Below are 26,939 nucleotides of genomic sequence, written 5' to 3' on the forward strand. Positions count from 1 at the left end.
TTATCCGGGAGGCCGGAAAGAAGTTTGTCGTCATGGATACGGCACCCACCGGCCACACGCTGCTGCTGCTCGATGCCACTGGCGCCTATCACCGTGACATCAGCCGGCAGTTAAGCGACAAGGGAATGCACTTCATCACGCCGATGATGCAATTGCAGGACGGGAAGCAAACCAAGGTTCTGATCGTGACACTCGCTGAAACCACCCCCGTGCTGGAGGCGGCAAACCTGCAGGAAGACCTGCGCCGCGCCGGCATTGACCCGTGGGCATGGATCATCAATAACAGCCTGGCTGCGGCGCAGCCCGCGTCCGGACTTCTGCGGCAACGAGCCGCCGGCGAACTGGCGCAGGTCGACGCGGTTGCCACGCACCATGCGCGCCGCTGGGCAATTGTGCCGCTGCAGGCCCGGGAGCCGATCGGCGTCGAGCGGCTTTTATCGCTCACCACCCACAACAGCGGAACGCCCTTGGCGGAAACCCCCAACCGGCCCCCGCCGTGCGTTGACATCGTTCAGTTGATGCGTCATCCGGTCAATCGTCAGTCGGCATGCGACATCGAGCATGCACGCCTGGCGGTGTCAAACCTCAGCCTGCCCAATGCAGTGTTAAGCGCCCATTCGCGTCTTTCAATAGCATGAGGCCCACGATGGCCGCGACGATCAGCCCCAGATTTTGCGGCACGCCAAGCAGTAGTGCCGCCTGCGCGCCGATGAGAGACCACAGTACCGGTGCAAAGATCGGCGCCGGGGATATGGTGGCGTCAGAAAGCACAGAAGTCCGATGGTGAAAATAGTGGTCGGACAGGGAAGACCGAACGTTGGCATTGCCGGAAACCAATGACCCGCATACCAGGACCATGCACGATAAATACCAAGCGCAAAAACAATCAGAGCCGCGCCGGCGCTGCCACGAGCGCGACCGTTCCCTGCAAAATGAAGTCGTCCCTGATAGACGCCATACCAGAGAAAACACAGACTGCCCGCAAGGGAAAGCGCACCGACCCCATACGCAGCCGGATGGATGCGCGCAAAGAAGGCGACGTGGTAGGACCAGTGCCGGGGTGTCGACGTTGATGGCAACGCGGCTGTCATTGTCACACCGAACGCATCTTCTTCATTATCCTTGCACGAATGCTGCGCCGTCATTCACGAACAGGTGAACAGGCCGGCAGGCACCGGTTTATTGAAGGATGCAGGCCTGGCTTGTTCTGTATGGCCCCGGACTTGATTGCCAAGCCATCCGGCTATTCCAGACCAGCATTTGTAACGACCGGCAACGTCCTGTCATTTGCACCTGGCGTCCATCATCGCCATATGCTGCTGCCGCATTTCGGGCGACATGGATTTCATGCGCTGGTCCATCATCGCCTCGCGTTCGGCAGATGTCTTTGCGCTCATCATGTTCTTGTGGTTGTCGCACATTGCCTTCATGTCCCTTCCGGCCATCATGCCGCCCTGGCCATTGTTCGTGCTGGATGAAGAAACGGCGGTGCTTGAGGGCGGGTGATGTGACGCGCAGCCGCTCAGCACACCTGCGATTACCATCGGAATCATTCGTTGCAGCATTGTCAAGGCGACCGACATGATGAACTTCCTTTCTGTATTGACGAAGTGGCGTTACAAGTCTCATCGTAGAATGCGGCCTGTACAAAAATGCGATCCAGATCAAAAAATGCCGTGTTAATGAACATCGGCTCTTTAACACGATCGTCGTACTATCAACGTTATCGATGGACTATAAAAAAGACGGTAGTTAGGCGATCAGTGATTCTCACTGCAATAAGTAGACGGCAACCAGAACAGGTACACGGTTACCGCAATCCCGATCGCACCAAGCATGATCGTCAACGGTAACGTTTGCACACGGTAGATTGCATATATGATCGAAGGCCATAGAAGCGCAATCGCCGTGATCTTTGCACGGAGCGGAACAACCTGATGTTCCTGAAAATCTTTCAGTACACTTCCTAGAAGTGGCGCTTGCAGCAACCAGGCATGCATGTGAGTTGATCCGCGCAAATAGCAGGCCGATGCCAACAGAACAAACGGCGTGGTTGGCAGCAAGGGAAGAAACAGTCCCACGATCGCCAATGCCAACGCACACGTTCCAACCAGATTAAACAACCACTTCACACGATCCTCGCAATCGCGCTGTACTCAATTCCATGCGCCGCACTTCATGCAATCGCAGGACCAAGACCGATTGGTGCAGGCGTTATGTTCGTGATCAACGAAAAAAGTCGTTCAAATTCTTTCTTGTGGCTGGTTCCCGCCACGGATTTCTCGTTGAGGATGAATGCTGTATTGACGGTATCCCAATCCTCGGCCGTAAACAATTGAACCGATGCCGGGAGAACGACGTCTTCTTCCAGATGCATGTGCTTGATATAAAACTCGGCGTAGTTCATAACCAGATTAACAAAGGTGTTCATCGCCTCCCCACCTTGCAACTCGTACCGGTTCAATGCGTGCTCGATGCGCCGTACCATGGCATCGCCCAGAGCATGTTGGGTTTCAAGTTCGGAAAGTACGCCATCCAGACGATCGGTTCGCCTGCGTAGCGGAGAAAAGAGATAAAAATCCTCTTTCGGATGATGGACCTTTTCAGGGTAATCACAGATATAAAGAAGCATGGCGCGAAAAACTTTCAGGTCGGGCGCTTTCTTCGCTACTTGCATATCGCTGGCAAGCTGCTTCATTGAACGTATGACCGCCATCAGGCAGTCATGCTCTTCCTGAATAATGCGGATCGTCAGTTGACTCGGGGGTAGTCGCATAGTCCGGATAGAAATCAGAGTATCAATATGGTCGGTTTCAAGCACGCCCTTGACGCGCCGACGTACCGCATAAAGGTGGAATCATGTCACGTGGATCGCTCTTGTCGGTTCCTGGCCCGACCGACGCCTTTCGTTTGTGCGCTTCCAGTTTCGGATAGAGAATTTGCTCTTCCTTAATGCTATGCGTATGCATGAGGATAAAGAATGACTCTGCATGCAGCAGGAAATCATCTTTGCTACGCTTTCGGATTGATTCTTCAATACGAAGCAATATCATCTCCAGTTTTGCATGCTCAGATTGGAGATCCTTAAGCGGCCACGCATCTTCGCCCGCCGAGTCTCTTATCAAAGGAAAGAAAATCGACTCTTCCATCGCGATGTGCCGTCGAAAAGCCGTGTTGAATTTCAGGAAATCGATGAAAGCTTGTTCCCATTCATATTGCCCGACATGCTGCTCCACGCTCAGAAAAAGGGCGTCACATTGTTTATGGTCATCAATTATCTGATCGGATGCGGTGGGCATGGGCTTCTCCTGCTGATGCCCCATTCTCTGCCGTAATGACGTTGGAATTCCATAATCCAGATCAATTTTTTACAAATTGTCGAGGTGCATGCCTTCATTCGACCCATTGCACGTCACGGCAGGCAAGCGGACTCCAATCGTAAGCCGCATGTCGTTCAACAGGCTGTGCTCCCCTGAGTTCTTTCCGGGCGCCTCCATCGTCTAGCCCTCCCGTCCGTCAATCCGTGCGCTCGTTAGATACGGGGTGTAGACGACCAGGAAAATCAAGAATGCACCGACCCAGGCTATGGCGGCAGCGACCAGCAGGGTATCCCGTGCTGAGCCGCTAGTGATGGCCGCGGCGAAGCGCGATATGATTCCGGCCTGCATTAAGAAGTACATGGCAACTTCCGCTTTTCCGGCCTTCAGGATTCTTCCCGTATGACCAAGCGATGTACGCGTGATCATACCGATGATAAGGCCCGCCATGGATCCTATTGCCAGTACATGAAACGCCGCACTCGGGCTCACCACACCCAACGCTGCCAGCGAAAGCAATAGAAAGCCGACAGGGATCCATGCATACGAAATGTGCAATATCCACAATAGAGGATTCCGCATCGTGCATAAAGGCTTCCATCCAATCAACCGTGTTGCTTGCGCGACCGCCGCAGCAGCTGCCAGACTGGCAGTCAAGGGTGGCGGGAAACCGAATGACCATGCCAGCGCTGCAATCACAGTCACCGCAAGGCTGATATGATCACGCCGTTCATCGACTACCGGCTTCGCGCCAGTGACGGCATTGGAGGTGAAATTGGGAATGACTCGCCCGCCGATGACTGATTCAATGACCACCACAAGCAAGATGGCCGCATACAAGGGCTGCAATGGCGAGATCGCGATGAGGTCCATCCTGGCAATGTGAAACACAATGTTCGCCGCCGACAATATTGACAACAGGGCAATCAGAAGCATGTTGCGCTTGTTGCCTGCACGCTTGATTACTGTATATAGCGGCCAACTGGCAACGGGCAAGAAACTGGCGTCCAGTAGAGCAGCCCACAATGGATCCAGAAACAGCATCCCCGCGCGTCCGGCAATCCATAGTGCCGCGATGGCAGCCAACGCGCCATGACGTGGCGTCCACAAACCGGTCCAGTTGCGCGCGGCGGTGTACAAGAATCCCACAATGACGGCGATTGCAAAACCGAAGACCATCTCATGCACGTGCCAGCTCAGATCGACCTGCATCGGGCGATTGATCCACCCAAAATATTTGATCAGCCATAGTGGCACACTGACTACTGCAAAGGCCGCCGCAAGCAAATAAAATGGACGGAACCCCAGCTGGAACAGCGGATGATTCTTAAGTCCGGACGGTCTGATTTCGTTTGCTGCACTTTCGTCAATGGTACGCAGAGTCATGACACACCTCGTTTAACATGCCAGTGGTGAAACAGGAGTGAGCGCACTATAGCAACGGCTAGTCCTATCTTCCTTAACATGCATTAAGGAAGCCGGGAACGCGGCAATGTCACAATGGCGCCTTGCTCACCAGAGGATTTCGCCATGGCCACGATCAAAACGGCTTTTGAAGAGTTCGATGTGGCATTGCGCCACCATCCCGACGGGGAGAGAATGGTGCTGTTCCCGGATTTTGAACACACGCCGGGCACGCCTTCCGGACCCACCGGTATGATGCGTTCGGAACACCGCCACATTAAGGAAATCACGGCCGCGATGACGGATTCCTTGTCGGCACACGACGCCGATGCATTTGCAGCCTCGGTCGACCTATTGCATATGATGCCGGGACAACGCATGTTGCAGGAATCGTCCACCCTGTACCCGGTCGCCGACTGCTCTTTTGCCGCGTGCGTGGACCAGCTAGATGCCCAAGTGCGAGACCTGCGCCATCCATTCGGAGAACATCAATCATGACTAAAGAAATATCTCTTGATGTATGCGGACTGGAGCCTCCCGAGCCCATGGAGCGTGTGCTGGAGGCGCTGGCGCGTCTGCAGCCGGACGAACAGATTCGCATGCTCATCGACAGGGAACCGCGCCCGCTATATCGCATTCTGGAACAGAATGGCTATGCATATACCGTGACGCAGCGTGACGGGTATTTGTTCGACATCGCTATTCGCCACCGCAGCTGATGCGCAGTGGGCTGTCAGTTGATGATGGCCCAGTTTATCGTCTTGCGCTGACGGAACAGCCATTGCTACTCGGTGTCTTCTTCACCGCAGGCCGCGCGTACTCGGCAGTAATCGGCATTCTGTACAAGAATGTTCCATTCCTGCTTTGGCAAGCCGTGCTCAGCAGAACCAGGATCGATAGGACAGGGATTCCAAGTATTCGCGAGCTGACGCCTGATCACGAAGCAAAGCATCAAGCCTGGCTTCATCTTGTCGCGCTCGCATTCCTGGTCGCCGCAGCAGGTATCTCCCCTGATGCGTTCGCGCGTCCGGCAAGGGCGTGTCCTGTCTTTCCGTTCTGACGCTGTGGTGGGATCCGGTACGGTCGTATCGGATGTACCGGAAGGCCAGTTTGAAGGCCTATCCGCTGCGGTCTCGGCCCGGGCAGCAGTTTTGGCACGCGCAAGTAGAAGATTATGCGCAGCGCCAGCCCGGACGACTCCGCTGGCATGTCAGCCTGACGATGGTTTTTTGAAAGGCGGGCGCTTTCAGTCGCGATGATAGAGGCGATGGTGCTGTTCCACCATCATCGCTCTATCCTTCGTAGTTACGCAATCGTTCGATGTCCAGGATAACCACTTCGCGCCCCCGGACATCGATTAACTGTCTCGCAACAAGGTCGTGCAAGACCCGTGAGAAATGTTCGGGTGTCAGATTCAGACGGGAAGCAAGGAGTTTTTTACTCACCTGGAGCGTGACATGGCCACTATCACCATGCGGATCTTCCTTGAGGAGATAGCCAATCACCCTCTGGCTGGCAGAACGCAACGAGTAGGCTTCCACATCCGATATCAATCCATGAAGGCGGCGGCTGAGCCCCGCCAGCATGCGGCGCGCGAATTTCGGATTCCGATCCAGTTCGGTAAATACCGCGTGCGCGGATATGTATAACAACAGAGAGTCGGCAAGTGCCTGCGCATTCACGATGTAAGGCTTTTCCATAAACATGAGCGCCTCACCAAAGCTTTGCCCCCCACCAATGATCTCGACAACTTTCTCATCCCCTTGCATCGACGTAAAGCCAAGTTTGACCTGTCCATAAATGACGATATGGAATCCGTCGCATGGATCGCCGCGCGTGAATATCACGCCGCCCTTTGGAACATGGATCTCCTTCGTCGACGCGGCGATCTGCCCCAGCTCATCCGGACTGACGTCATTGAACAGGGGAAGACGCTTGAGGAATTCGCGCGGATCGATTTTTGCGGTGGACATGGCGTTCACCTAGTCTGTGGAATGGGTTAGAAATTTTGCCGAAGAAGGCATGCAAGCCGCTGCAACCTGCATTATTTCCCTTATCCGTCCCGGCGGCATCGAAGGTACATACGCACAAAAGCCCGCTCGCAGCGGGCTTCCTCCTTCAAGGACCTTAGGCCGTTCAGTGGCCAGAATCCCCATCCGGCTTGCTATGTGATTTGAAGACATCCGCATTCTCGGGCCCGTCAACATGCATGAAGCCAACCAATCCCTTTTCCATCCGCGACAACGCATGATCGACCAGAATCAGGCGACCAGGAACTTCGACTTTGAACTCGACCATGGTCGCCCCTCCGGGCGCCACAGTCGTGGTCTGCACGTTACGCAGCGGCGGTGACGTGAGATCACCCATCGAATAGACCCGATCGAAGACTTCACCGATGACGTGAAAGCTCGATGTCGCGTTTGGACCGCCCACCCCGAAGAAGATACGGACAGTCTCGCCAGTTTTCGCTTCCATGCGATGCGTCTTGGTCAGTGCATCATGGGTTCCATTAAACGTCAAGTGCTCAGGTTGCTCGGCAAGCAATTTTTCCAGGGAGAATTCGTTTTCGCCCTGTGTGCCATGGCGCTGTGCGGTATAAAGCTCCCCTTGCATGACGTAAAATTCACGGTCAACCTTCGGCAGCCCGCCTTCCGGTTCCACCAGGATCATGCCATACATGCCGTTGGAAATATGCTGCGCGACCATGGGCGTTGCACAGTGATAAACGTACAGTCCCGGATTCAGCGCTTTAAAGGTAAAGCTCTTGGTGGCGCCTGGGGCCGCCTGTGTGACCGCCGCACCGCCGCCGGGTCCGGTGACCGCGTGGAAGTCGACCGAGTGAATCATGTGGCTGTCTTTGGCATTCGACATGTTGACAGTCACGGTATCACCCACTCGTGTACGGATGAACGGACCTGGAACCTTGTTGTTGAATGTCCAGTACTTGTAAGTCGTGCCATCGGCAAGTTGTCCCAACACCTCGGTTGTTTTAAGATTGACGGTCATTTTTTGTGGACCGCGCTTTCCAACCGGCTTGCCGACGTCAGCAGGATTGGCTGAAATATCGGCCCCCTTGGGCGCCTGTTTTGCAACGCCGCCGCCCACCGTGATCTTTCCGATCATGCCCGCCTGCACGTGGCCTGGCAAGGTGCAGATATACTGGAACTCGCCTTTCTTATCGGCCTTGAATACGATTGTCGTACTTGAGCCCTTCGCATTAAGCTGATTCGATTTGGCGGAAAAGTCGGGAACTGCGATATCGTGCGTCGCGCCGTCACCGTTCACAAGGTTAATCTGTACCACCGCATTTTCCGGCACGATGAGCTGCGGGTTCACTTTTCCTTTGATCGCGCCATTTTCACCAATAAACACCAACTTGCCGTCGGCAATATCAGTGCGCAGCGTGAAAGTCACATCAGGGCGATATTGAACAGAAGCGCTGCTGTGTGCGTGTTCAGTCGCTGCATAGGCACCAGACATACTTGCGATGCTGAAGACTGCGCATGCCACCAACCGTGTGATTTGTTTCGGGTCCATTGTATTCACCTTTATTATCTGGCCGGCAACGTGAGTGATTCCGGCTCAGTACGAACAAATCATACGTCTCGCATGCTTCTTTAAAAAATGATCCATATCAATTTTTAAAGCAACGGCAATTTCTGTTACGGCGTCGTTGTTTCGACCTGGAACCCGTTCATGCCGTTAGTCCGGATCTTGAGCACGACCTCCACCAAATGTCCTTGCCGATGCCTGAAGCGGGAGAATGCTGATGAAAACCGCTCGCGCTGGCGGCCAGCGCTCTTGGCCAGCTCGTGCGCCGCCCTCAAACAAGGACCTGCTCCACCGGCCGGCGATACGATCGCGCCATTTCCGGACCGCGACCGATGCGGACGACCAGGTCGGCACGCCGGTTGCCGATGCCAAGAAAATGCGCAAACCGCGGACGAAGGGCCGCCACTTCCACCGGCTGGTTGATGAAGACCGTGCGCAGGTCTATCGCGGTGGCCTGGAGTGCAAGCCGTTCGAAGCAACGCCCTGCTTCGATCCAGTGACGCTTATCGTCGCGCTCCGAGAACAACACCGCGATGGCGGCGGAACTGCGGATATGCTTTTCATCTTTGCGGTTCTGGCTTTTTGCCGACGCCGCCATACCCATCATCATCTTCCCCAGCCAGCCGGGCATCTCGGGGATGCCCAGAATCGCACCATACAGCCCATCGCCCGTCCGTCTGGCGCTGCGTGCATTGAAACGAATCCACCGCCGCATCTCTGCGGCCCATTCAGGATCGCCGAACTGGGCATTATTGCCTTGCGCGACGTACTCGATGATCTTCTCCTTCTGCCCGCTATCCGTGACAAGCAGGATGGAGACGCCATCGCCGCGCCCGGCCTGCTCAAGGAGGCGAAGCTGCTCGCCGGAAAGCAATGTCCCATCGTATGCGGTCCGGCTGCACCGGCGTTTCGGAATCGCCTCGAACAACGATGAGCGCAACGGCGTGGTTTCTTCGAAATCGATGCGCACGCACGAGGCATCCGCGTCATACGAAAGGCGGCCTTTCAACCCCGCGGCATGCGCCGCCAATAACAGGTTTTCAGCCGAGCAGCCGACCATGCCAACTACATCGCATGCGAACGCAGACATAGCCGAAAGGATGAACATTCCAACCTCGTCGCAACCGGTTTTGACAATATGCCTGGCTGGACAGGCGGTAACCCTTTTACCTCCTGGAGAACAGCCGATCGCCATGAGCGTGCCGACTGCACCACGGGCAGACATTGCATCTGCATACCGATCACGCTGCCACCATTGTCGTGGTACGCGGACAGTTGACGCTGACGACGGCGCCGCAATGGCTCGGGGAGCAAGTCGTCACGACATCTGTCCTTCTGATGGAAGGACAGGCGCAATGTGCCGAAACCGGAGGGTGGATCAGCCTGAGGGCGCGAATGCCGTCCGAGAATCAGACGGTGGCGGGCAAGCGTCGTGCGCCGGCATGGCGTGGCTTTTTGCAGCGCCTGCTGCTTGCGGTTGGTGCATGGCGCCGCCATCTTCCCGGCCTGGGCTGAACCGCCATCCAGCCCTGTGATGTCTGTCGCCGTCGCAGCGACCACGCCCGGAAAAGGGCTCACGTACCGAAACCGGCGTTTCAGTTCCGCAACCGCACGTAACCATAAATCACAGCGCGAAAAGCAATCCAGGATTCAGAATGAATAGTCGAACGACTGACAGGCAGCGTTTCACATCGCACGTCAATTAGCACGGGGCTATTCAATGAGGAAATTTTATGCCATGAACAGACGCACACCGATGGCCCAGTGTCCAATGAAAGGATGGGGAATCATCAGCGCACCCTCCCGTAGCCCTGCCTGGACTGGTTTTGCAACTTAATGTGCAATGAACAGCCATATGGATAGAAGTGAAATTTCACATCGGCCGGCTGGCTTTCACCAACGGAAAGCACCAGCTAGTCATTTTTTGCAAACCGCTTGAGCCTCGTAAAGGGCAAGTATGACCATCGATTTTGACCAATTGCTTGACAGCGACGCACAATCGGCACTGGCTGAAGAAATAGTGACAACCACTGCGGCTGTCGTGTCGAATGCCTCTGCGCCTGACTTTGCTGCTCACATGCTGGAGCAAGGGTTTTCTTCCGGTTTATCTTCGGAGCAACGCCACGCCGCGGTCGTTTTGCAGACTTACGCGGTACGGTGCGCCAAGGAGGTGTTGACACCGGCACTGGATTCCTCGGCAGCAGAGCGCGCCGAAACACTCGAAGCATCGTTACAAAATCATTGTCCTGCCGATGCACTGTCAGCCTTGGAAAAAGCACCCCACGCCGCAGCGGCATTCAAGGCAGCCATGTGCCGTTCCATGGCGCGCAAGTGCGCCGAACTGGCCGCTGCCGAAATGGACCGACTTAAAAAAGGAAAAATTACGATTCTGAATGAGCAGGATGAAAAGATATTCGATCAGCAGCATGCGGAACGGCAACAAAAACAGACCCAAGCGACCACGGCGTTCCTGAGTTCTTTGCCGCAACGCTATCCCGACTTTGGCAGGTCGCTATTCGACGATATCCGGCAACACGTCCAGCGCGATATCGAGGACCGATATAAAAGTCCGGATATCCATGCCAAGGTCGACTCGTTGTTCGCTGATGCCCTGGCGAGAATGTCCTAGGATATCCAGGCCAATCCTGCGCAATTCGCCTGGCACCTGCCATAAGTCGACTTATTCTGCGATCACGGGTTGATGCATCGGATGTTCAGCCCGACGTCGACGTAGGGTAAGCTTTTTGTAGCTGGGCGAAAAATGCTCGGCTTCCAGCAACCCTAATCAACGACCTGTACCTGACCCAACTCGGTTCCGTCCCATCCACTGGCTCTGTGCTGCGCATTACTGCAGGCAGCAACATCGCCCAGATCGTAGCAAGCGGCCCTGGAAGCACCGCCCGATGCGATTTCGGATCGCAGAAGCGATATCGTCGTATCCAGCATCGCGTCTGCGTACCCGCAGTCGTCAATCGAAGGAATAGCCGTCGATACACAGGGCAACCTTTACTACGCTAATCGCACGATGCACACTGTCGTTAAAGTGACGCCGTCTGGGGAAACGCTCGCAGTCATTGGCGCTCCCGGGGAAGTTAGAAACGCCGACTCGCGTCGGCATGCTGCATTCAAGGTCGTTGAGCTGCAATGGACTGAAGGCGATTCACCGTTCCAAAAACGTTGGCGGGCAAGGCTTGCCGGCTGTGGCGGTCAACAAGGCGACGCAGCCGCGATCGTGCAAATCGGTTTGCTTATTATTGCAGACACAGCATCAATTTCCGCGCATAATCTGACGCTTTAGGTGAATTGCATCCCACTATGAATTGGTTCATCCACACTGCTCTCACAATGGGGCTTGCCTCTGTAACTGCCATGGCCGTTGCTGCTGACAATGCCTGTTTGCTGGAAGGAAGCCTCAAAATTGGCAAGCAAGTCACGCAAATCAAAGACTGCATGCAAAACAATGGCGTCAAGAAGGAACAATTTCTGCAGACATGCAAAGGCATCGCAGAAATGGGCGCTGGCATGGGCGCACCGCCCAAAGTGACATACTTGGATGCCTGCCCTGCAAGCCCCCAGGGCGTGTGCGAAGGGGTGTTTGGCCAACCTATCCATAGTTATTACTACATGCGCAGCGTGTCTGATCTGGCAGATTCGAAAGCAAGCTGCCAGAAGACCGGTGGAAAATGGCGCAACGGGTGAGATAGATCTAATATGGAAATACGCTCAATCGCATCGCTCGTTGACGGGCAAATCTGCGATGTCTACGCAGGCCACTATTGGCAACTGGCTGCCTGGTCGGCTGGAGATGGATGCTTTTACCTGACTGATCAAGTAGATGGACGGCCCATCGGCATTTCAGTGGGCGACGTGGAACAGTGGAGGCCAGCGAGCGCCGGGTTCTAACGAAACATTAAAGGTTGCAATAATTCTAGAGGTTGGTGGCACGCCGACCTCGATGAAATACCGCTTCAATGTTGTCGCGTCCGGATCGAGGATGTATGCAGCATAGTAGCGCTTGTGCTAATGCGGGCGTAGTCCCAGTTGCCCGTTGTCTTTACCGCCTGCGCAGAATGCCAGTCGAATGAAGCAATTACCCTGTGCTTCATTCAACGCCCGAAACGCAATATGCGTGTGCGGAACATATGGCGCGCCCCGACGTAGCCAGAAATCCCCGCCCGGATCGTCATAGCGGGTTGGCCGTGCACTGAAACTGACTGCACCGCCCACTTCCAGGCAAACCGTGTAGCCCAGCGCGCCAAGCGTCTTGCTGCAGAAATCCTTACTTACTGAAAGATCCGCTACCCGGATGCCTGTGTGATCGATCATGCCAAGTCCGTTTGTTTGCCGCAGTGCGTGTTGCGATGATACCTTCGCCAGTCTGAACGAACATTGGACTGGCATCAACTTACCATTCTGGCTATCCGCCTTTGCTTGCTCTTGCAGGAACGGCAAATTCGCATTCTTTCTGTAATGCGCTGGTAATCGCCGTCGTCCTGCGTGGGGATAAGAACATTGCACGTTGCTCTGCGCGACTTGCCAAGATGAAGACGGGCGCATTCATCTATCAATATACGAATTTTTATTAATAGTATTTTTTAATTATGCGAGTGCTACGTTGTACTATCCACCTGCAGTATCAAAAATCCATCCCTAGGATTGAGTGAGAGACGAAAGCCCGCAAGGCCACAAGCCGCGCGGGTTTTGCATTTCTGATATACAACTTTTGAATATTGTGATATCAGAAAAATAAAGGTGACAAATATGGTGCAGTGCACTATAGTGAAAACGTCTCCTCCAACTCCCAGTGAATTGGATTCGCCTGCAAGCCGAAAGGTTAGCGGGCTTTTTTTCGTCCTGGAATTTGTTGCAGAGTCGCTGATGGGTAGCAGTAGGCGCCAATGAAATCGGCGAGTGCTTGATTCGTATCAGAATTTTCTCACGCCTCACCGTCGGGACCCCTGCACTGAGCAGGTTTTCCCTCGCTATCGAATACGCCCGACAGGATCATTTGTTGAGCCAGTTCATGACTGCAGCGTTGTCCTTCCTGACGCGCTCCCTCAGCTCATATAAGTCAACGACATAGGGAGCGACTTTTCCATAATAGTCTACCTGCGGCCCTATCGGTTCGAATTTGAAACCCATCCTTTCCAACGCGCGTGCCAATGAACGTTCCATGGCAGCGTACCAATACCGTATACCGTTCGCGCAACTGTAACGATACATTTGCTTGTACAAGCCAAGCAAGAGACGCGGGCTATTAGTGGCCCGCTCGATCTGGCCCGTCGCCAGCGCGCTTGCCGGCGCTGCATCACCCGCGAGGAACTCCTCTGAAATGCCTTGGAGCGAATCGCCACGTCGGCGGCGGTAAGATTTCTTCACTACCAGCCGGGAAATCTCTGCGGCTTCAGCTCGATCAGGAAGTACGATATGGTTATATAACTCGCAGTGCTCCATGAATGGATATGCCATGCCTTCCGGTGGCTGCACCAGTCTTACGGTTCCTACAAGCGTCTGGTCACGTGTATAGGCAGCGAAGTGCGCGGAACAGTCATCATATTCGTCCGATTCCTTTTCGTTTTCATAACGTGCCATGTCAAGAAACGCGCATTCAATGCAGTAGACCTCGTAGCGCAGCTTGTACAGTTCATTCAGGGCCGAATCAGCTTTAGCGCTGAATGGAATTTGCGCAAAGTCGAAGTAAGGGTCACTGCAGTCGCGCTCCGGCATGTCGCTTCCTGTAGATTGAGTTATAGGAAAGCCAGCCGCGCAGTACAGGCTGGAGTTTTTCTGCTTATTGTATGAGCATGTTGTCGAAGTTTATACACGACGCCTTATTGGATAGGGAGTCATTGTTGTAATCGCATTCTAATTTGTACCATTTCTCGTAATGACATTGATGTGCCCCCAATAAAGAGTGCCAATCGGGATCTAGTAAAGTTCGTTTTCGAGAGGGAGAACGGACGTGAAGAAGCGATTTACCGTTGAGCAAATTATTGGGTTTTTGAAGCAGGCGGATGCCGGGGTTCCAGTCAAAGAGCTATGTCGCCAGCATGGTTTTAGCGACGCCTCGTTTTACACCTGGCGCGCCAAATTCGGCGGCATGACCGTGCCGGACGCGAAGCGGCTGCGGGATCTGGAAGCGGAGAATGCCCAGCTCAAGAAGTTGTTGGCCGAATCGATACTGGATGCGGAAGCCCTGAAAGTCGCATTAGGCCGAAAGCACTGACCCCACAGGCCAAGCGTGAGATGGTCGCAGCGATGCTGGAGAAGACAACGATTTCCGAGCGCCGCGCCTGTCTGCTTGTGGGGTTGTCACGCACTGTCTTGCACTACCAGGGCAAGGCCCAGCCCGAGAATGAGCAATTGCAGAATCGCATGGTTGAACTGGCTGGTGAACGCCGCCGCTTTGGCTATCGTCGCCTGCATGCACTGCTACGACGTGAAGGCGTCGAGGCAAATCACAAACGGATATTTCGTCTTTATCAGGGCGTGGGTTTGGCAGTCAAGCGCCGGCGCAAGCGGCATGGTGTCGCAGTCGAACGAGAACAGCTGGCACTGCCAAGCCGGCCGAATGAAGTGTGGTCAATGGATTTCGTCAGCGATGCGCTGGCCAATGGCCGAAGGATCAAGGTATTGACCATCGTGGACGACTTCACCAAGGAATCGATTGATATCGTAGTCGACCATGGCATCTCTGGCCTGTACGTGGCACGCTCGCTGGACCAGGCAGCGCGATACCGTGGCTATCCCAAGGCGGTGCGTACTGACCAGGGACCGGAATTCACCAGTCGTGTACTGGGCCCAGCGGGCTTACACCAAGGCGTGATGCTGAAGCTGATTGGGGCTGGCAAGCCGGCACAGAATGCCTATATCGAGTCATTCTGTGGCAAGTTTCGGGATGAATGCCTCAATGAGCACTGGTTCACGTCGCTGGCGCAAGCCCGTGGCGTTATTGGAGCGTAGCGACAGGATTACAATGAAGCCAGGCCCCACAGCGCCCTAGAATACCGCTCGCCAGCGGAATTTGCAGCAAAGCATAGAGCGGCATCGGCCGCTCCTGTTGTCCAGGAGCTTATTTGAATGGGACTTTGCCAGAACCGAACCGGCCCGACTGCAGGGAGCAGGTCAGTTCAACTTTCAATCATGTAAGGTAAAGCCTACTGGGCGCACTGACTGTCCTGCGGGTTCCTTTAGATTAAGCTAAAACCTGGGCACCTGTTAAAGGAATAGTCTTCTATCTTTAAGATTTATTAAGGTTCGAATTTTTTCGTGCCATAATTAAGAACGATGGAAGGTGCGATGAACAAAACGGAAAAAGCGCAGACGGGTACGGTGGTTAATAAGATAAATTTAACATTTTCTTTTTTTCAAATTTCTGCTCACAGCCTTTTCTTTTTCCTTACTCCGGTGCTGTTCCACGATGCAAGGCTTGTACTCCTGACATTGGCCGTTGGAGTTGCAATCATCTTCACGAATCAGCTCTGGGCCCTTATTCATGAGGGCATTCATGGCTTCCTTCTGCCTGAGCGACGGAGTAACAATCTCCTTCTGTCTGTCTTGTCCATCTTCTTCGGCTCAAGCTCGATATTTCTCCGAGCAGCTCATCTCTTCCATCATCGGTATAGTCGGAGCGACTCTGAGCGAGTCGAAATATACACTGCTCAAGAGAACAGAGTTGGTGTTTCAGTTGCCTACTATTTCAGTCTCTTGTCGGGATTGTACTTCAGTGAACTGATCCTTCCCTTCATCGCCTTCCTTCCCGCAAAACATCTTGTAAAAATCCGGGACAGACTCTTTACTACGCATTCGATGGCCTCGCATGTGATCGGTTACTTGGCAAGACAGCCTCGGAAGTTGCGCATCATGAGAGTAGAACTCTTAGGCGTCCTCTTCGTTTTCTCAACGGCTCTTTCTCTCTTCGGGTCAAACTATTCTTTTTTCTTGGCCTTCCTCTTCGTTCGGGCCTTTCTTATTTCGTTCCTCGATTACGTGTACCACTACGGCACGCCAATTGGGAGTAATCTCCATGGCAAGAACTTAGCGCTACCTGAGGTCGTATCGAAGTTTCTCCTTCATTTCAATCTTCACGGCATCCATCACCAGAACCCTGGGTTAAGTTGGGTTGAACTCCCAAGAACATTCAAAGAGAAAAAATTAAGCTACGATGACGGATACGTCCGGGCCGCTCTGGAGCAAATCAACGGACCAATCCTCAAAGAAGAACTCGCGTCCGAGAAGTCGGCATGAAGTATCTGACAACCATTCAGACATTCCTGGTCCAAAAACTTCCGACATCGTTTTTCTTGAACGTCAGTGAACGGCGAGCCCTAGGTACGGTCAGGAGAGCTTGCAAGATCAATCCACTCTTTGCCAAGTCCGTTACAAAGGCATCGATCTCTAACATAGAAACCTTTAAAAACCAGGTTCCCCTATCCGAGAAACGCGCAATCTTTCCATCCGACCTAAGAGAACTCCCGATCCATTCAAATAATTTCGACACTGTTAAAACGATTCTCGTAAGCTCCGGCAGCTCCGGACACTTTAGTTTTGGTTTGAAAAGTGAAAAAGAGATAAACGCCGTCTCTAAAGAAGCCGACTTCGCCTTCGAGTCCTATTTCTCTGGGAAGTCAAAAAAGACGATGATCATCAACTGTCTACCTATGGGTAGCAGAGTTTACTGTTCGATTGATTGCTCCGACGTCGGGCCGCACCCTGCAAGAGCCCGGGCCGCCATTGCCATGGCAAAGCGCCTTGGTTACGAGCAAGTCTTCGTCGTAAGTCTCGGTCACATATTTGTTAAAGAACTCCTCGAGTATGATCATTCACAGTACAAGTTCGCCTGGAACAATGTTTTCTTTTTCACCGGAGGAGAATTCTTTCCAGAATCAGCTCGAAGCTATTTCTTGGAAATGCTTGGTGATCAAGACCCGAAAGACCAGCGGCCGCGGATCGGCAACTCGGGCGGCGTCACTGAGCTCATGCTCAACTCCCTGTTCTTTGAATCACCCGACCTGATTAAAATTCGCCAGGCCATGTCGCAAAATCCGAAGTTGAGAGAATTGATTTGCGGACGTGAGACACCATACACCCCATCTCTCTTCATGTGGAATCCTCTGACGAGTTATCTTGAATTGATCGACGGTTTCATCACGATCACAAACCTTGATAAACATTCATTAGCGCCTCTTGTGAGGTACAAGCTTGAAGATAGAGGACAGTTTATTGAACACGACCACCTTCGACAGAGCCTGCGGAAAGTTGGGCTCGAACGTCTGTTCCCAAAGGAAAAACTGCCACTCCTTCTTTTCTGGGGACGAAGTCTTACTGGGAAAGAACACATCATCCAGGAACTCATCTACCGTGATCGACCTGCGGTCAAACTTCTCACCGGCAACTTCGTGTTGAACGGACACGAGCTCAGCATGCAGTTAAAAAAAGGCGTAAAAATAACTTCTGCTTTGGATGAAGCAATTTCGTCGTTCGCCGAGTCTATCCGGTCTAATCTCGGAATTTCCGTTGAAACCCGCTTCAAGGAATTCGAAGTCTTTGACCATAACATGTCGATGAACTACGAAAACAAGTTTTCTTACATGCGTTAGTTCTATTGTAGAAGAATAAACTCACCGTCTTTGATCTAACGCGCAATGTTAGGATAGTCACTCATCGAAGTTTCGCATCCTGATACAAGCTGATCTTGCCCCTATAAAACCGGACACAGGCTAGCGAGAGGGAGCCGAAGAGCTGAGTACTTTTGCAGCTTCCTGTCCAAATTCATTTACATCCAAAGGTTTGATCAGATATTTTGAAATACCGAGTAAGTTGCTCCGATATATATCTTCTTCAGTGTTTGACGCACTGAGGATAAAGACAGGAATTGTAGAGAGAACGGGGTTGGTACGGATTTGTTTGAGCACCTCAAATCCGTCCAGATCAGGTAATTTCAAGTCAAGCAGAATGAGAGACGGATTACCGGACAGCCTATTGCCGTAAAGCCCATGGCGAGTAAGATATGCCAGCGCCTCCATGCCATCGTGGACAACATCGATTTCTGCGGCAAAGCCAGACGCTTTGAGCATTTTAAGCGTGAGATAAACTGCGATCTCGTCGTCTTCAATGAGGAGAACGTGATTTGCCATCCTTTCAGAATACACCTAACAGCCCGCCACTGCCGGTCACTTCTCAGGTATGTGGATCGTGAAAGGCAGAATTGACATAGCGAGCGTCCGCTTCTGGCCGGTAATGTCATGTCCCTGCCGGCCGTTTTCGACCGATTCTGTTGAGGAAGTCAGAGAGTAACATTTGGTTAAAGCGCCAATGCCCCAAATTGCGGGATTAGGCAACCATTTCCCCGAAAAGGCACTGCGGTTGGCCCGCTTTAAGATCGATTGTTACTGGCTTACTATGTTTGTCTCGTCGAGACACCCAATGACTTCCGGTCTTGAGCGCAGAAAAGTTGCCGACAAAGTTTTTCAACAGCATCGGCCCCAAGCGGTCTTTGATTGTCGCTCTAAAAATTACTCAAGCAACTGCTTCAAGCAGTTCATCTGACTCACGATGCAGTCTCGTGCCATGGGCTTATGGCTTTCATGACAATCGTGTTTCAGGTAATGGTTTTAACGATCATCGCAGCCGCAACAATCAAGCAAATGAGGGCAAAAGCAGTCTTCAGATACCTTGGCGAGAGACGTGAAGACAGTACGCCGCCCAAAAGCATGCCTGCTAACGCCCCTGCAGCGAACGGTGTGCCAATGGCAACATTAAAATGCCCGCTCACTATACTCGCTGTTACGCCCGCAATGGATATGAGTGCAATCACCGCCAGTGAGGTTGCCACCACCGATTGCATCGCCAGGTCGGTGTAGCGCTGCAGTGCCGGCACCATCACGAAACCACCACCTACCCCGAGAAGTCCAGATAGCACCCCTGCAATGCTGCCTGACGCTGCTAGTCTGATCGCGCACGTGGTGGTCCAGACGAAGCGGCCGCTTTGCATGTCTCGAATGCAAGGCGGTTTGGTATCCGATGAGTTTGCCTCGCCATCTTGCCTGCTTTCCCTGAAGTTCTTGTATGCCACCCAGAGCAGCACCACGGCAAAGAGCACACTCAATATCTGGGTATCCAGCCGTTGTCCCAACCAGACGCCGGCGGGCGCTAACACGATGCCGGTGGCGGCAATGAGCAGCGCCGCGCGGTAGCGGACGGTACCAACCTTCACACCGATGATTGCACCCATCGCAGCAGCAATGCCCACAGCGAGCAACCCGATCGGCCCGGCCTGCACCACCGTCAATTGCAACCCAAATACCAGTAGCGGCACCGCAAGAATGCCCCCACCGGCACCGGTCAGTCCCATGACGCCGCCAACCAGTGCGCCCAAAATGATGGCCAGTGTCATGCAGCTTCCTGTTATGCCAATCTGTCGGCAGACTTGGCCTTGATGTGTTCGAAGAGTTCGAACAGCGCCATGCCAGCGAGCATGGCGACGAAGAACAGCAGAGGCTTTATGCCTCCCTGGGCAAGCGACGCCAGTGATGGGCCGGGACAGTAGCCGGCCAAGCCCCAGCCCACCCCAAATGTCAGGCCACCCAATACCAGGCGGCGGTCAATCTGCGTGGCGGTCGGCAAGCGCAGGGCGTCGCCCAGAATCGATTTAGGCCGCTTCAGCAGGAATGGGAATGCCACGGAACCAACCAGCAACGCGCCGCCCATGACCAAAGCTAGCGATGGATCCCAGTTGCCGGACAGATCCAGGAAACCCAACACTTTCGAAGGGTCCGTCATGCCCGACAGAATCAGGCCCAGGCCAAACAGCAAGCCGGCCAGCAATGCCATGAGTGTCTTCATCGTGCTCTCCCTAGCCAATCAAGTGACGAACGATGTACACCGTCACAAAGCCGGCGAACATGAAGGAAACAGTCGCCACCAATGATCGCGGCGAGCGACGCGACAGACCGCAAACACCGTGACCGCTGGTGCAGCCCGAGCCAAAGCGGGTTCCGATGCCCACCAGCAGGCCGGCAATCAACAGCACCGGATAACTTGCCTCGATCCGCACTTCCGGCAGCGGGGCGGCAAAGGCAAACACCAGTGGGGAAATCACCAGGCCCGCTACAAAAGCGATCCGCCAGGCCATATCTCCGCGCGTGGGCTTTAGCAGGCCGCCCACCACGCCGCTGATGCCGGCAATCCTTCCGTTGAAAAGGAGGAACATTACGCTTGCCAAGCCAATCAATAGACCACCTGCAAGCGACATCCCTGGCGTGAAGTTATTCCAGTCGATTGTCATCGCCGTTTCCTAGTCTTTTGGACAGTAGATTTGATACAGCACCTGCAATACCGCCAGCGCCTCCTGGCTGGCGATGCTATAGAAAATGTGTTTGCCTTCGCGGCGCGTACTCACCATTTCCTCTTCCCGTAGCACGGTCAGCTGCTGCGACAGCGTGGGCTGGCGGATACCAGTCATCGTTTCCAGTTCGCCGACGGCGTACTCGCCTTGCGTCATCTGGCACAGCAATAACAGGCGGTCGGGGTTCGACAGCACCTTCAGCAGGTTGCACGCCTCCCCGGCAGCAGCCTGGAGTTTCGCAATATCAATTTGCTCGGGTAGAGCCATAAAGATCTGTCCTTGATACGATGTACACAGTTATTATATCACAACATAATATGTATGTTAATATATTGAACCGGGTGAGTTTGCTCTCCCTCCTATTCATTGACTTAGCAAGGAGTCATCATGATTTTCCGGCAACTGTATGAGCCGCTGTCGAGTACCTATACCTACCTGCTGGGTGATGAAGATACTGGATTGGCCATCCTCATCGATCCCGTCATTGCCACCATGGATCGGGACCTGGCCGAAGTGCACCGGCTCGGCCTGAAGCTGGCCTACACCGTGGATACGCATATCCATGCCGATCACATCACTGCTGCATTGGAGATGAAGCGCGCTGTCGGCAGCAAGATTGCCGCGCCGGCTCATGACCGGCAGTCCTGCACCGACGTTGGCATCGAGGAGGGCAAACCGTTTCAAGTGGGCGGTATCACCCTGCAGCCGTTGCATACGCCTGGGCATACCGATGGCCACTTCGCGTATCTCTTCAACGACCGCGTCTTCACCGGAGACGCGTTGCTGATCGAAGGGTGCGGGCGCACCGACTTCCAGAACGGCGATGCGGATGCCTTATACAAGAGCGTGCGCGAGAAACTCTTTGCCTTGCCGGACGAGACGCTGGTGTACCCAGCCCATGACTACAAGGAACGCTTCGTCTCTTCGATTGCCCAGGAGAAGAAGCGCAACCCGCGCCTGGGCGGCGACATGAGCATCGAGGCGTTCAGGCAGATCATGGCCAACCTGAACCTGCCGTATCCGAAGTTCATTGACTATGCTGTACCAGGCAATCGCCAATGCGGCATGTGCCCGCCCGACCTGCCGGAAAACCTGGCGAACTACTGTCGTCAGATGACCGAGAGCCCGCAAGGCTGAAGCGCCGACATGAAAGGAGCGGACATGGCGAACTACAAGCAATTCGAAGAGCGTTTCTTCATCGGGCCGCAGCCGACCGAACAGGACTTGGATGAGGCAAAGCGGCAAGGCATTCAGACAGTCATCGATCTGCGCATGCCTTCGGAGACTGCGGTTCCAAACGCTGAACTGGTCAAGAGAAGCGGTCTTAACTACGTCAATATCCCGGTCGATAAAGCGGCATTATCTGCCCGGCAAATCGATGAGTTGGATGCGGCTGTCAGGCAAAACGAAGGCCCGTACCTGTTGCACTGCGCGACCGGTGCGCGTGTGGCCATGCTGCTGGCGCTCAGTCGAGCCAAACAGCACGGTTGGACGGCAGAGCGCACATTCCAGGAAGCTCAGGCGATGGGATACAACCTGCAAACCTCGCCTGACGTTACCGCCTTCGTCAGGCGAACGACGACCCAGTAAGACAATCGATCGGTGTGGCGAAAGCCGGGTCGGTTTTTGCCGTACTGATGAAGTGGTTTTCCAGTCAAGCCGATATTCATTCAACCTGCAATTCCTCCCTTGGAGACAACCATGCTTTCAACAGCCGAAGATACAAGCCGTGGCAGTGCCGATCGGGTTCGCCGCTCCACGCCAGAGCATCTGAATATGAAGATTGACCAGCAGATAGGCAGCAATATCCAGCGCTACGCCAACCGCAACCATGCGGTGATTCAGCAGCGCATCGAGGAATTGGACCGTGAGTGGGATGTTGAACGGGTGCTGGAAGTCAATGCGTCGACACTAGCGCTAACGGGATTGGCACTCGGCTTGACCGTCAACAGGAAATGGCTCGTCCTGCCGGTTGCAGTCATGGGTTTTCTTCTGCAACACGGCATTCAGGGCTGGTGCCCGCCGTTGCCGGTATTGCGGCACTTAGGCGTGCGAACTCGAGGAGAAATCGATCGGGAAAAGTACGCGCTGCTGGATCTCATGAACCGGCGCTGACAAAGTGGCCGGCAGAGATACACAGCGGGCCAAGTTCACTGCAGGGGTAGGAATCTGGTTTTGGTCCAGTTTGCCAATGACCGCAATTGGCCGATTCTGTTGAAAAAGTCGCTGAGCAACGTGGCTGGACCTCGAACCGTCATTTCGATGATGATCTGACAGGGGGGATATGAGAACGCCAAGTTGCTTTCAGAGCGCCATCATACGGCTGGTTTGCCCTAGTTGTGCCCGTCTGGACAAAGCCGTTTCGCCAAGCGCCTCAAATTCTGAGCGGTGGCTGCCAACAACAACTCATCATGTGCTCCAGTCGGACGCCGTAATCGCAAGCGATCCAACTTCATGATCCACTTGAGATGGGCAAAGAGCATTTCAACCTTTTTGCGCTTGCGGCGCGATTGCCAGTATGCCGGCGTTTGCATAATGGCACGGGCAACGTCCCGTGCATCCGCGTGGATGCTGCGCGCGATCTTGCGATTTGGCGTGTTAGGGCAGCACCGTGGCTTCAAGCTGCAATATTTGCAATCCAGCGGGCGGGCGTGATAAAGGATCGTTGCTTCCTTAGTGATATGGGACCGTGGATTGGTGAAGTTACGCCATTCCTTGCGCAGTGGTTGGCCTTCCCGACAACGGTATTGGTCTGCATCCGGCTCCCAAACAAAGTCAGCTACGGCAAAGGTATCATCCCATCGCTCTTGTCCCACACCGGCACATGCGGCGCAATCCCTTTGTGCTTGACCAGCCACCCCAGCATGGCGGCACTGCCATAAGAAGTGTCGCCGATGAGCCGGTGTGGCTTCATTTCCAGGCGCTGCTCGACACGATCGATCATGGTGCGCGTCGCTTGTGTTTCTGCCGCATGGCCCGACGGTGACGGTTCAACGTCAACAATGATGCCGGCCTTCACATCGATGAGGTAATTCGTGGAATAGGCAAAAATGCAGGGCCAGCCATGGCTGTCCATGAAGCAGCGGGGTCCGTTAGCGATACATACTTTGGCGGGACGGGGGGATTGGCACCGTCTAACGCTGCCAGGTACTCTTTGACCGATCGGTAAGGCGGCTTGGATTGCCCCGGTCAATATGTTCTGTCCCAGGCAATGCGCGTTGACGCTGCGCATCGGCTTTGACGATGCTGGCATCGGTAGCAAAGCCTTCTCCACCCACCAGTCCTTCGACAATACACCGGCGCAGTACCGACTCGAACAGATCCCGAAACGCCTCACTGTCCCGGAAACGCCGATGCCCGGTCTTGGAGAAGGTGGAATGGTCTGGCACTCGGTCATGAATGCCAGGGTGGCAGAACCAGCGGTACGCCAGGTTCAGATGCACTTTCTCACACAGCCGGCGTTCGCAGCGGATGCCGTAACAGTAGCCAATGATGAGCATACGAATGATGAACTCCGGATCCACCGACGGGCGGCCAGTATGGCTGTAGAACGGCTTGAGGTGCTCACGGAATTCGGCTAAATCCAGATAGCGGTCGATCGCCCGCAGAAGATGGACCTGCGGGACGAACTCTTCCAGGTTGATGATTTCGGTACGTTCCCTCGTAACAAGTTTCCATCCCATCATGATGGCCTCCACCAAGGCATGCCGGCTAGGCCAACAGGCTTTTTGCGTTACGGCGCCATCGAGCCTTCGTTCGGCAAATGCGACGCGCAAGGATGCAGCGTCAGTAAATCCACGATTGCTTTGGGGCTTGCTGGTTTGGACAGGTGATGATCAAAGCCGGCCCCTTTGGCCAACTCCACATCCTGCGGTTGCCCGTAGCCGGTTAGCGCAAGCAGCAAGGCATTGGCGACAGGTTTCATTTCCCGCATAAGCCTTGCGACCTCGTAGCCATTAATATCGGGCAAACCAATGTCCAGGATGACTGCATCGGGTTGATGGTCTTCTGCGAGCTTCAGTGCGCTTAGGCCATCGTGACATACCGTCACATCATAGCCATTCGCTTCACGCAAGATCATGGCAAGCGTGTGCGCCGCATCGACGTTGTCGTCCACCACCAGGACTTTCAGCGTGCTCGGGATGGAAGCAGAACGCGCCTGTTTCGGTTCTTCCCGCGAATCCGTCTTGTCGATGCGTGGCAACCGTACGGTGAAGGTGCTTCCCTTGCCTTCCCCTGCACTCTCGGCAGTCACCCGGCCGCCATGCAACTCCACCAGTTTCTTGACCAACGTCAGACCCAACCCCAGCCCACCCTGGGAACGGCCAAGAGTTCGCTCGCCTTGTGAGAACAGCTCGAAGACCCATGGCAACAAATCCGCTGATATGCCCATCCCATTGTCCCGCACGGTGAGCGTGCCCCAATCACCGTCCGAATGCAGCTGCAAATCGATCCTGCCGCCGCCTTCGGTGTACTTGGCTGCGTTGGTCAACAAATTGGCAGCAGTCTGGACAAGGCGAATTTTGTCACCATGGACGAGGAGACGCTCCACTGGTGTGCGCAGGACAAGTTGATGCCCTTTCGATTCGATGAGCGGACGTACCTGTTCCACTGCATTGGCAACGACAAGCGCCATATCCACCGGAGCCGTGTGAAGCTGTATCAAACCGCGCGTCACGCGGGAAACGTCGAGCAGGTCTTCCAACAAACTGGTCATGTGCAGCACCTGCCGGGAAATGATGGCGCTTACCTGTTGCACACGCTCCGGACTGGCCCCTGGACGCTGCAGCAGCTCAGCTGCGCTGGCAATGGGTGCAAGCGGATTTCGCAGCTCATGGCCAAGCATCGCAAGAAATTGATCCTTTGCGTTGTTTTGTTCTTCGGCGAGTTGTCGGGCGCTCTGCTCGCGTTGCAAGAGCGATTGCCTTTCGAGTTCGGTAGCGCGCCTGTACTCTTCCGCCTGCAACAAATCCTGCCCTGCGTTATGGATTGCCGCATAGAGATCGTTGACTTCGGCAACCGGAGAGTTGAACGGCGTGGAGACTTTTCCGAGCCCAAGCGCCGTAGAAGCGTTTACCGCACGCTGAATATCGCGTACATGCCAGCCGCCGAGCAGTAACACGCTGGTGCCCGCAAACAGCAGGGCTGCCAAAATTCCAAGACCGGCGACCATCGTTGCCTGTTTTGCAGAACTCTCAAGCAGATTCACCGGCGCAGCAATGGCAACGGTCCAGCCCGATAGAGACGAACGAGCAAAGGCATCATAGACCTCAATGCCTTCGATCGTCCGGTGACGGATATGTCCGCTGCCTGTTTGGCGAGCCGCTGCAATGAGCTCCGCACGGGCTGGCTTCCCGATCAGTTTATCGTCGTTGAGGCTTCGTGCAATGAAGTTGCCGTCCTGATCAAAAACAGCAAACAGCCAGCCTTCAGGCACGCGAAACGTATTGATCACCCGTTTGAAATGATCAGTAGAAAACACTTCGCTCAGAAGGTACGGTTTCCCGTTGGCTAAAATCACTGGCACGGTCAGCGTCGTGACCATCTTGCCGCTGACAGGACCGGGCCGTATGTGGGAAATCCAGGTTTTGTTTGCGCTGAGGATCTTCCTGGCAAGCTCTTGTTCGCCGGGTGGCGGCAATGGAGAGCCGTAGGGCCGTAATGTATTAACGATCTGGCGACTGTCCTGGTCCGATAAAACAATCCATGCATCTAGACCACGGTTAAACTTTTTTGCCTGCGCATGAAAGGCCTGGAAGTCGCCATTGCCAAGTGACGGAGAGGAGGCCAAAACCTGTAGCGCGGCTTCTGTGCTGGAAAGCTCCCCGTCGACAAGCAAGGCAAGGCCCTTGACCGACTCATGCAAGCCGTGCAGCGCTGCCTTGAGTTCAGCTCGTTGCAGCAGGTTGAGTGCAACAATGGAAGAAGCGATGATCGGCACGAGGATCAGCAGTGCCATTACGACAAGATAAGACCGGATCCTCATATATCTCCGCCTGGAAGAACGACCGCGCCATTGTAGAGCAACTTGCCACTCATAAAACAAGTGCCGGCAGTGACATCGCGCATGAAAGCACTGGACCGCACAGCTGCGCTTTGCTGATGATTGCCCTTCCCTAATGGCCGCTATCCCGTGAAGTAGCAGCACCTCGCCAACAAAACCGGGCTTGATTTGTCGAGTCAAGCCCGGTGTGTCTGCAGATCGTGCCTGTTCAAGAATGAACAGTTTGCATTTGAAAGATTTTGTAATGAAGGTAAACCGGATTCCCGCTTCACCGTATAAATAACCATCATTACTGCAGTTATCTGCTGCCGACGAC

General features: G+C 54.2%; 31 protein-coding genes and 2 pseudogenes. 15 read left to right on the forward strand and 18 right to left on the reverse strand.

The features are described from left to right. Window positions 1–638, forward strand: a 638-nt coding sequence (locus V7080_RS06810; RefSeq protein ID WP_334187652.1) for an ArsA-related P-loop ATPase, incomplete at its 5' end; no start/stop codon positions are given. On the opposite strand, the gene V7080_RS25370 is transcribed toward V7080_RS06810, so the two are convergent. Next, complete coding sequence (locus V7080_RS25370) at window positions 586–723, reverse strand: DUF6064 family protein (protein WP_442947197.1); 138 nt, start codon at window positions 721–723, stop codon at window positions 586–588. The two genes, V7080_RS06810 and V7080_RS25370, sit on opposite strands and share 53 nt — an antisense overlap. Then, window positions 660–1,145 carry a DUF6064 family protein gene (locus tag V7080_RS25375; RefSeq protein ID WP_442947196.1) on the reverse strand — a complete coding sequence of 162 codons (486 nt, stop codon included), beginning with the start codon at window positions 1,143–1,145 and terminating at the stop codon, window positions 660–662. Before V7080_RS25375 ends, V7080_RS25370 begins: the two co-directional genes overlap by 64 nt. Window positions 1,146–1,347: 202 nt before the next feature. Here V7080_RS25375 and V7080_RS06815 point away from each other — a divergent pair, with 202 nt between their 5' ends. After that, complete coding sequence (locus tag V7080_RS06815) at window positions 1,348–1,506, forward strand: hypothetical protein (protein WP_334187653.1); 159 nt, start codon at window positions 1,348–1,350, stop codon at window positions 1,504–1,506. A 254-nt stretch (window positions 1,507–1,760) separates the two neighbouring features. Here V7080_RS06815 and V7080_RS06820 read toward each other — a convergent pair whose 3' ends face one another. The 4 genes from V7080_RS06820 to V7080_RS06835 form a co-directional block, all read right to left on the reverse strand. Next, window positions 1,761–2,132, reverse strand: a complete 372-nt coding sequence (locus V7080_RS06820) for a YbaN family protein (protein WP_334187654.1) — start codon at window positions 2,130–2,132, stop codon at window positions 1,761–1,763. A 44-nt stretch (window positions 2,133–2,176) separates the two neighbouring features. Next, window positions 2,177–2,776 (reverse strand): hemerythrin domain-containing protein, encoded by a 600-nt coding sequence (locus tag V7080_RS06825; RefSeq protein WP_334187655.1) that lies wholly within the window; start codon window positions 2,774–2,776, stop codon window positions 2,177–2,179. A 37-nt stretch (window positions 2,777–2,813) separates the two neighbouring features. Continuing rightward, window positions 2,814–3,299 carry a hemerythrin domain-containing protein gene (locus tag V7080_RS06830; protein ID WP_334187656.1) on the reverse strand — a complete coding sequence of 162 codons (486 nt, stop codon included), beginning with the start codon at window positions 3,297–3,299 and terminating at the stop codon, window positions 2,814–2,816. A gap of 201 nt (window positions 3,300–3,500) precedes the next feature. Beyond that, on the reverse strand, window positions 3,501–4,703 hold the full coding sequence (locus V7080_RS06835) for an NnrS family protein (RefSeq protein ID WP_334187657.1): 1,203 nt from the start codon (window positions 4,701–4,703) through the stop codon (window positions 3,501–3,503). A gap of 144 nt (window positions 4,704–4,847) precedes the next feature. Here V7080_RS06835 and V7080_RS06840 point away from each other — a divergent pair, with 144 nt between their 5' ends. The 3 genes from V7080_RS06840 to V7080_RS06850 are packed head-to-tail and all read left to right on the forward strand — an operon-like array spanning window position 4,848 to window position 5,781. Beyond that, entirely contained in the window at window positions 4,848–5,219 is a 372-nt protein-coding gene (locus V7080_RS06840) for a hemerythrin domain-containing protein (protein WP_334187658.1), read from the forward strand. Then, window positions 5,216–5,440, forward strand: a complete 225-nt coding sequence (locus tag V7080_RS06845; RefSeq protein ID WP_334187659.1) for a DUF2249 domain-containing protein — start codon at window positions 5,216–5,218, stop codon at window positions 5,438–5,440. Before V7080_RS06840 ends, V7080_RS06845 begins: the two co-directional genes overlap by 4 nt. Next, window positions 5,440–5,781: a hypothetical protein gene (locus tag V7080_RS06850; RefSeq protein WP_334187660.1), complete on the forward strand. Its 342-nt coding sequence runs from the start codon at window positions 5,440–5,442 to the stop codon at window positions 5,779–5,781. Before V7080_RS06845 ends, V7080_RS06850 begins: the two co-directional genes overlap by 1 nt. Window positions 5,782–6,013: 232 nt before the next feature. Here the strand turns inward: V7080_RS06850 and V7080_RS06855 are convergent, their stop codons facing one another. From V7080_RS06855 to V7080_RS06865, 3 genes are all read right to left on the reverse strand, one after another. Then, a complete protein-coding gene (locus tag V7080_RS06855) occupies window positions 6,014–6,694 on the reverse strand; it encodes a Crp/Fnr family transcriptional regulator (RefSeq protein WP_334187661.1) in 681 nt (226 codons plus the stop codon). A gap of 163 nt (window positions 6,695–6,857) precedes the next feature. Continuing rightward, window positions 6,858–8,258 (reverse strand): copper-containing nitrite reductase, encoded by a 1,401-nt coding sequence (gene nirK / locus V7080_RS06860; protein WP_334187662.1) that lies wholly within the window; start codon window positions 8,256–8,258, stop codon window positions 6,858–6,860. Between the two features lie 286 nt (window positions 8,259–8,544). Next, window positions 8,545–9,381, reverse strand: coding sequence for a Tat pathway signal protein (locus V7080_RS06865; protein WP_334187663.1), 837 nt, complete (start codon window positions 9,379–9,381; stop codon window positions 8,545–8,547). 116 nt (window positions 9,382–9,497) lie between these two features. On the opposite strand from V7080_RS06865, the gene V7080_RS06870 reads away from it, so the two are divergent. From V7080_RS06870 to V7080_RS06885, 4 genes are all read left to right on the forward strand, one after another. Next, the gene (locus tag V7080_RS06870) at window positions 9,498–9,788 is read left to right on the forward strand and encodes a hypothetical protein (RefSeq protein ID WP_334187664.1); all 291 of its coding nucleotides are present in this window, start codon (window positions 9,498–9,500) and stop codon (window positions 9,786–9,788) included. A 442-nt stretch (window positions 9,789–10,230) separates the two neighbouring features. Next, the gene (locus tag V7080_RS06875; protein ID WP_334187665.1) at window positions 10,231–10,902 is read left to right on the forward strand and encodes a hypothetical protein; all 672 of its coding nucleotides are present in this window, start codon (window positions 10,231–10,233) and stop codon (window positions 10,900–10,902) included. 396 nt (window positions 10,903–11,298) lie between these two features. Next, complete coding sequence (locus V7080_RS06880; protein ID WP_334187666.1) at window positions 11,299–11,571, forward strand: hypothetical protein; 273 nt, start codon at window positions 11,299–11,301, stop codon at window positions 11,569–11,571. A 17-nt stretch (window positions 11,572–11,588) separates the two neighbouring features. Further along, on the forward strand, window positions 11,589–11,972 hold the full coding sequence (locus tag V7080_RS06885; protein ID WP_334187667.1) for a hypothetical protein: 384 nt from the start codon (window positions 11,589–11,591) through the stop codon (window positions 11,970–11,972). A 321-nt stretch (window positions 11,973–12,293) separates the two neighbouring features. On the opposite strand, the gene V7080_RS06890 is transcribed toward V7080_RS06885, so the two are convergent. Further along, on the reverse strand, window positions 12,294–12,599 hold the full coding sequence (locus V7080_RS06890) for a VOC family protein (RefSeq protein WP_334187668.1): 306 nt from the start codon (window positions 12,597–12,599) through the stop codon (window positions 12,294–12,296). Between the two features lie 678 nt (window positions 12,600–13,277). Further along, window positions 13,278–14,000 carry a PEP-CTERM/exosortase system-associated acyltransferase gene (locus V7080_RS06895; RefSeq protein WP_334187669.1) on the reverse strand — a complete coding sequence of 241 codons (723 nt, stop codon included), beginning with the start codon at window positions 13,998–14,000 and terminating at the stop codon, window positions 13,278–13,280. A gap of 235 nt (window positions 14,001–14,235) precedes the next feature. Here V7080_RS06895 and V7080_RS06900 point away from each other — a divergent pair. From V7080_RS06900 to V7080_RS06910, 3 genes and pseudogenes are all read left to right on the forward strand, one after another. Further along, window positions 14,236–15,353, forward strand: a pseudogene (locus V7080_RS06900) (IS3 family transposase). Between the two features lie 219 nt (window positions 15,354–15,572). After that, the gene (locus V7080_RS06905; protein WP_334187670.1) at window positions 15,573–16,520 is read left to right on the forward strand and encodes a fatty acid desaturase family protein; all 948 of its coding nucleotides are present in this window, start codon (window positions 15,573–15,575) and stop codon (window positions 16,518–16,520) included. Continuing rightward, window positions 16,517–17,872 (forward strand): hypothetical protein, encoded by a 1,356-nt coding sequence (locus V7080_RS06910; RefSeq protein ID WP_334187671.1) that lies wholly within the window; start codon window positions 16,517–16,519, stop codon window positions 17,870–17,872. The genes V7080_RS06905 and V7080_RS06910 overlap by 4 nt, the downstream gene beginning before the upstream one ends. Before the next feature lie 120 nt (window positions 17,873–17,992). Here V7080_RS06910 and V7080_RS06915 read toward each other — a convergent pair whose 3' ends face one another. From V7080_RS06915 to V7080_RS06935, 5 genes are all read right to left on the reverse strand, one after another. Continuing rightward, window positions 17,993–18,409: a response regulator gene (locus tag V7080_RS06915; protein ID WP_334187672.1), complete on the reverse strand. Its 417-nt coding sequence runs from the start codon at window positions 18,407–18,409 to the stop codon at window positions 17,993–17,995. A 464-nt stretch (window positions 18,410–18,873) separates the two neighbouring features. Beyond that, window positions 18,874–19,668 (reverse strand): sulfite exporter TauE/SafE family protein, encoded by a 795-nt coding sequence (locus V7080_RS06920; RefSeq protein WP_334187673.1) that lies wholly within the window; start codon window positions 19,666–19,668, stop codon window positions 18,874–18,876. Window positions 19,669–19,679: 11 nt separating this feature from the next. Continuing rightward, the gene (locus tag V7080_RS06925; RefSeq protein ID WP_334187674.1) at window positions 19,680–20,117 is read right to left on the reverse strand and encodes a DUF6691 family protein; all 438 of its coding nucleotides are present in this window, start codon (window positions 20,115–20,117) and stop codon (window positions 19,680–19,682) included. Between the two features lie 10 nt (window positions 20,118–20,127). After that, window positions 20,128–20,559: a YeeE/YedE family protein gene (locus V7080_RS06930; protein WP_334187675.1), complete on the reverse strand. Its 432-nt coding sequence runs from the start codon at window positions 20,557–20,559 to the stop codon at window positions 20,128–20,130. Window positions 20,560–20,568: 9 nt separating this feature from the next. Next, the gene (locus V7080_RS06935) at window positions 20,569–20,886 is read right to left on the reverse strand and encodes a metalloregulator ArsR/SmtB family transcription factor (protein ID WP_334187676.1); all 318 of its coding nucleotides are present in this window, start codon (window positions 20,884–20,886) and stop codon (window positions 20,569–20,571) included. 120 nt (window positions 20,887–21,006) lie between these two features. Here V7080_RS06935 and V7080_RS06940 point away from each other — a divergent pair, with 120 nt between their 5' ends. The 3 genes from V7080_RS06940 to V7080_RS06950 all read left to right on the forward strand — a co-directional run bounded on the left by V7080_RS06940 (window position 21,007) and on the right by V7080_RS06950 (window position 22,734). Beyond that, entirely contained in the window at window positions 21,007–21,756 is a 750-nt protein-coding gene (locus V7080_RS06940; protein WP_334187677.1) for an MBL fold metallo-hydrolase, read from the forward strand. 24 nt (window positions 21,757–21,780) lie between these two features. Then, window positions 21,781–22,209 carry a protein tyrosine phosphatase family protein gene (locus V7080_RS06945; protein WP_334187678.1) on the forward strand — a complete coding sequence of 143 codons (429 nt, stop codon included), beginning with the start codon at window positions 21,781–21,783 and terminating at the stop codon, window positions 22,207–22,209. Between the two features lie 111 nt (window positions 22,210–22,320). Next, entirely contained in the window at window positions 22,321–22,734 is a 414-nt protein-coding gene (locus V7080_RS06950; protein WP_334187679.1) for a hypothetical protein, read from the forward strand. A gap of 218 nt (window positions 22,735–22,952) precedes the next feature. Here the strand turns inward: V7080_RS06950 and V7080_RS06955 are convergent. Both V7080_RS06955 and V7080_RS06960 read right to left on the reverse strand, forming a co-directional pair. Continuing rightward, a pseudogene (locus tag V7080_RS06955) lies at window positions 22,953–24,305 on the reverse strand (transposase). Between the two features lie 47 nt (window positions 24,306–24,352). Then, window positions 24,353–26,578 (reverse strand): hybrid sensor histidine kinase/response regulator, encoded by a 2,226-nt coding sequence (locus tag V7080_RS06960; protein ID WP_334187680.1) that lies wholly within the window; start codon window positions 26,576–26,578, stop codon window positions 24,353–24,355. Window positions 26,579–26,939: the final 361 nt, after the last annotated feature.

The sequence above is a fragment of the Noviherbaspirillum sp. genome (genome assembly GCF_036846085.1).
Lineage (GTDB): Bacteria > Pseudomonadota > Gammaproteobacteria > Burkholderiales > Burkholderiaceae_D > Noviherbaspirillum.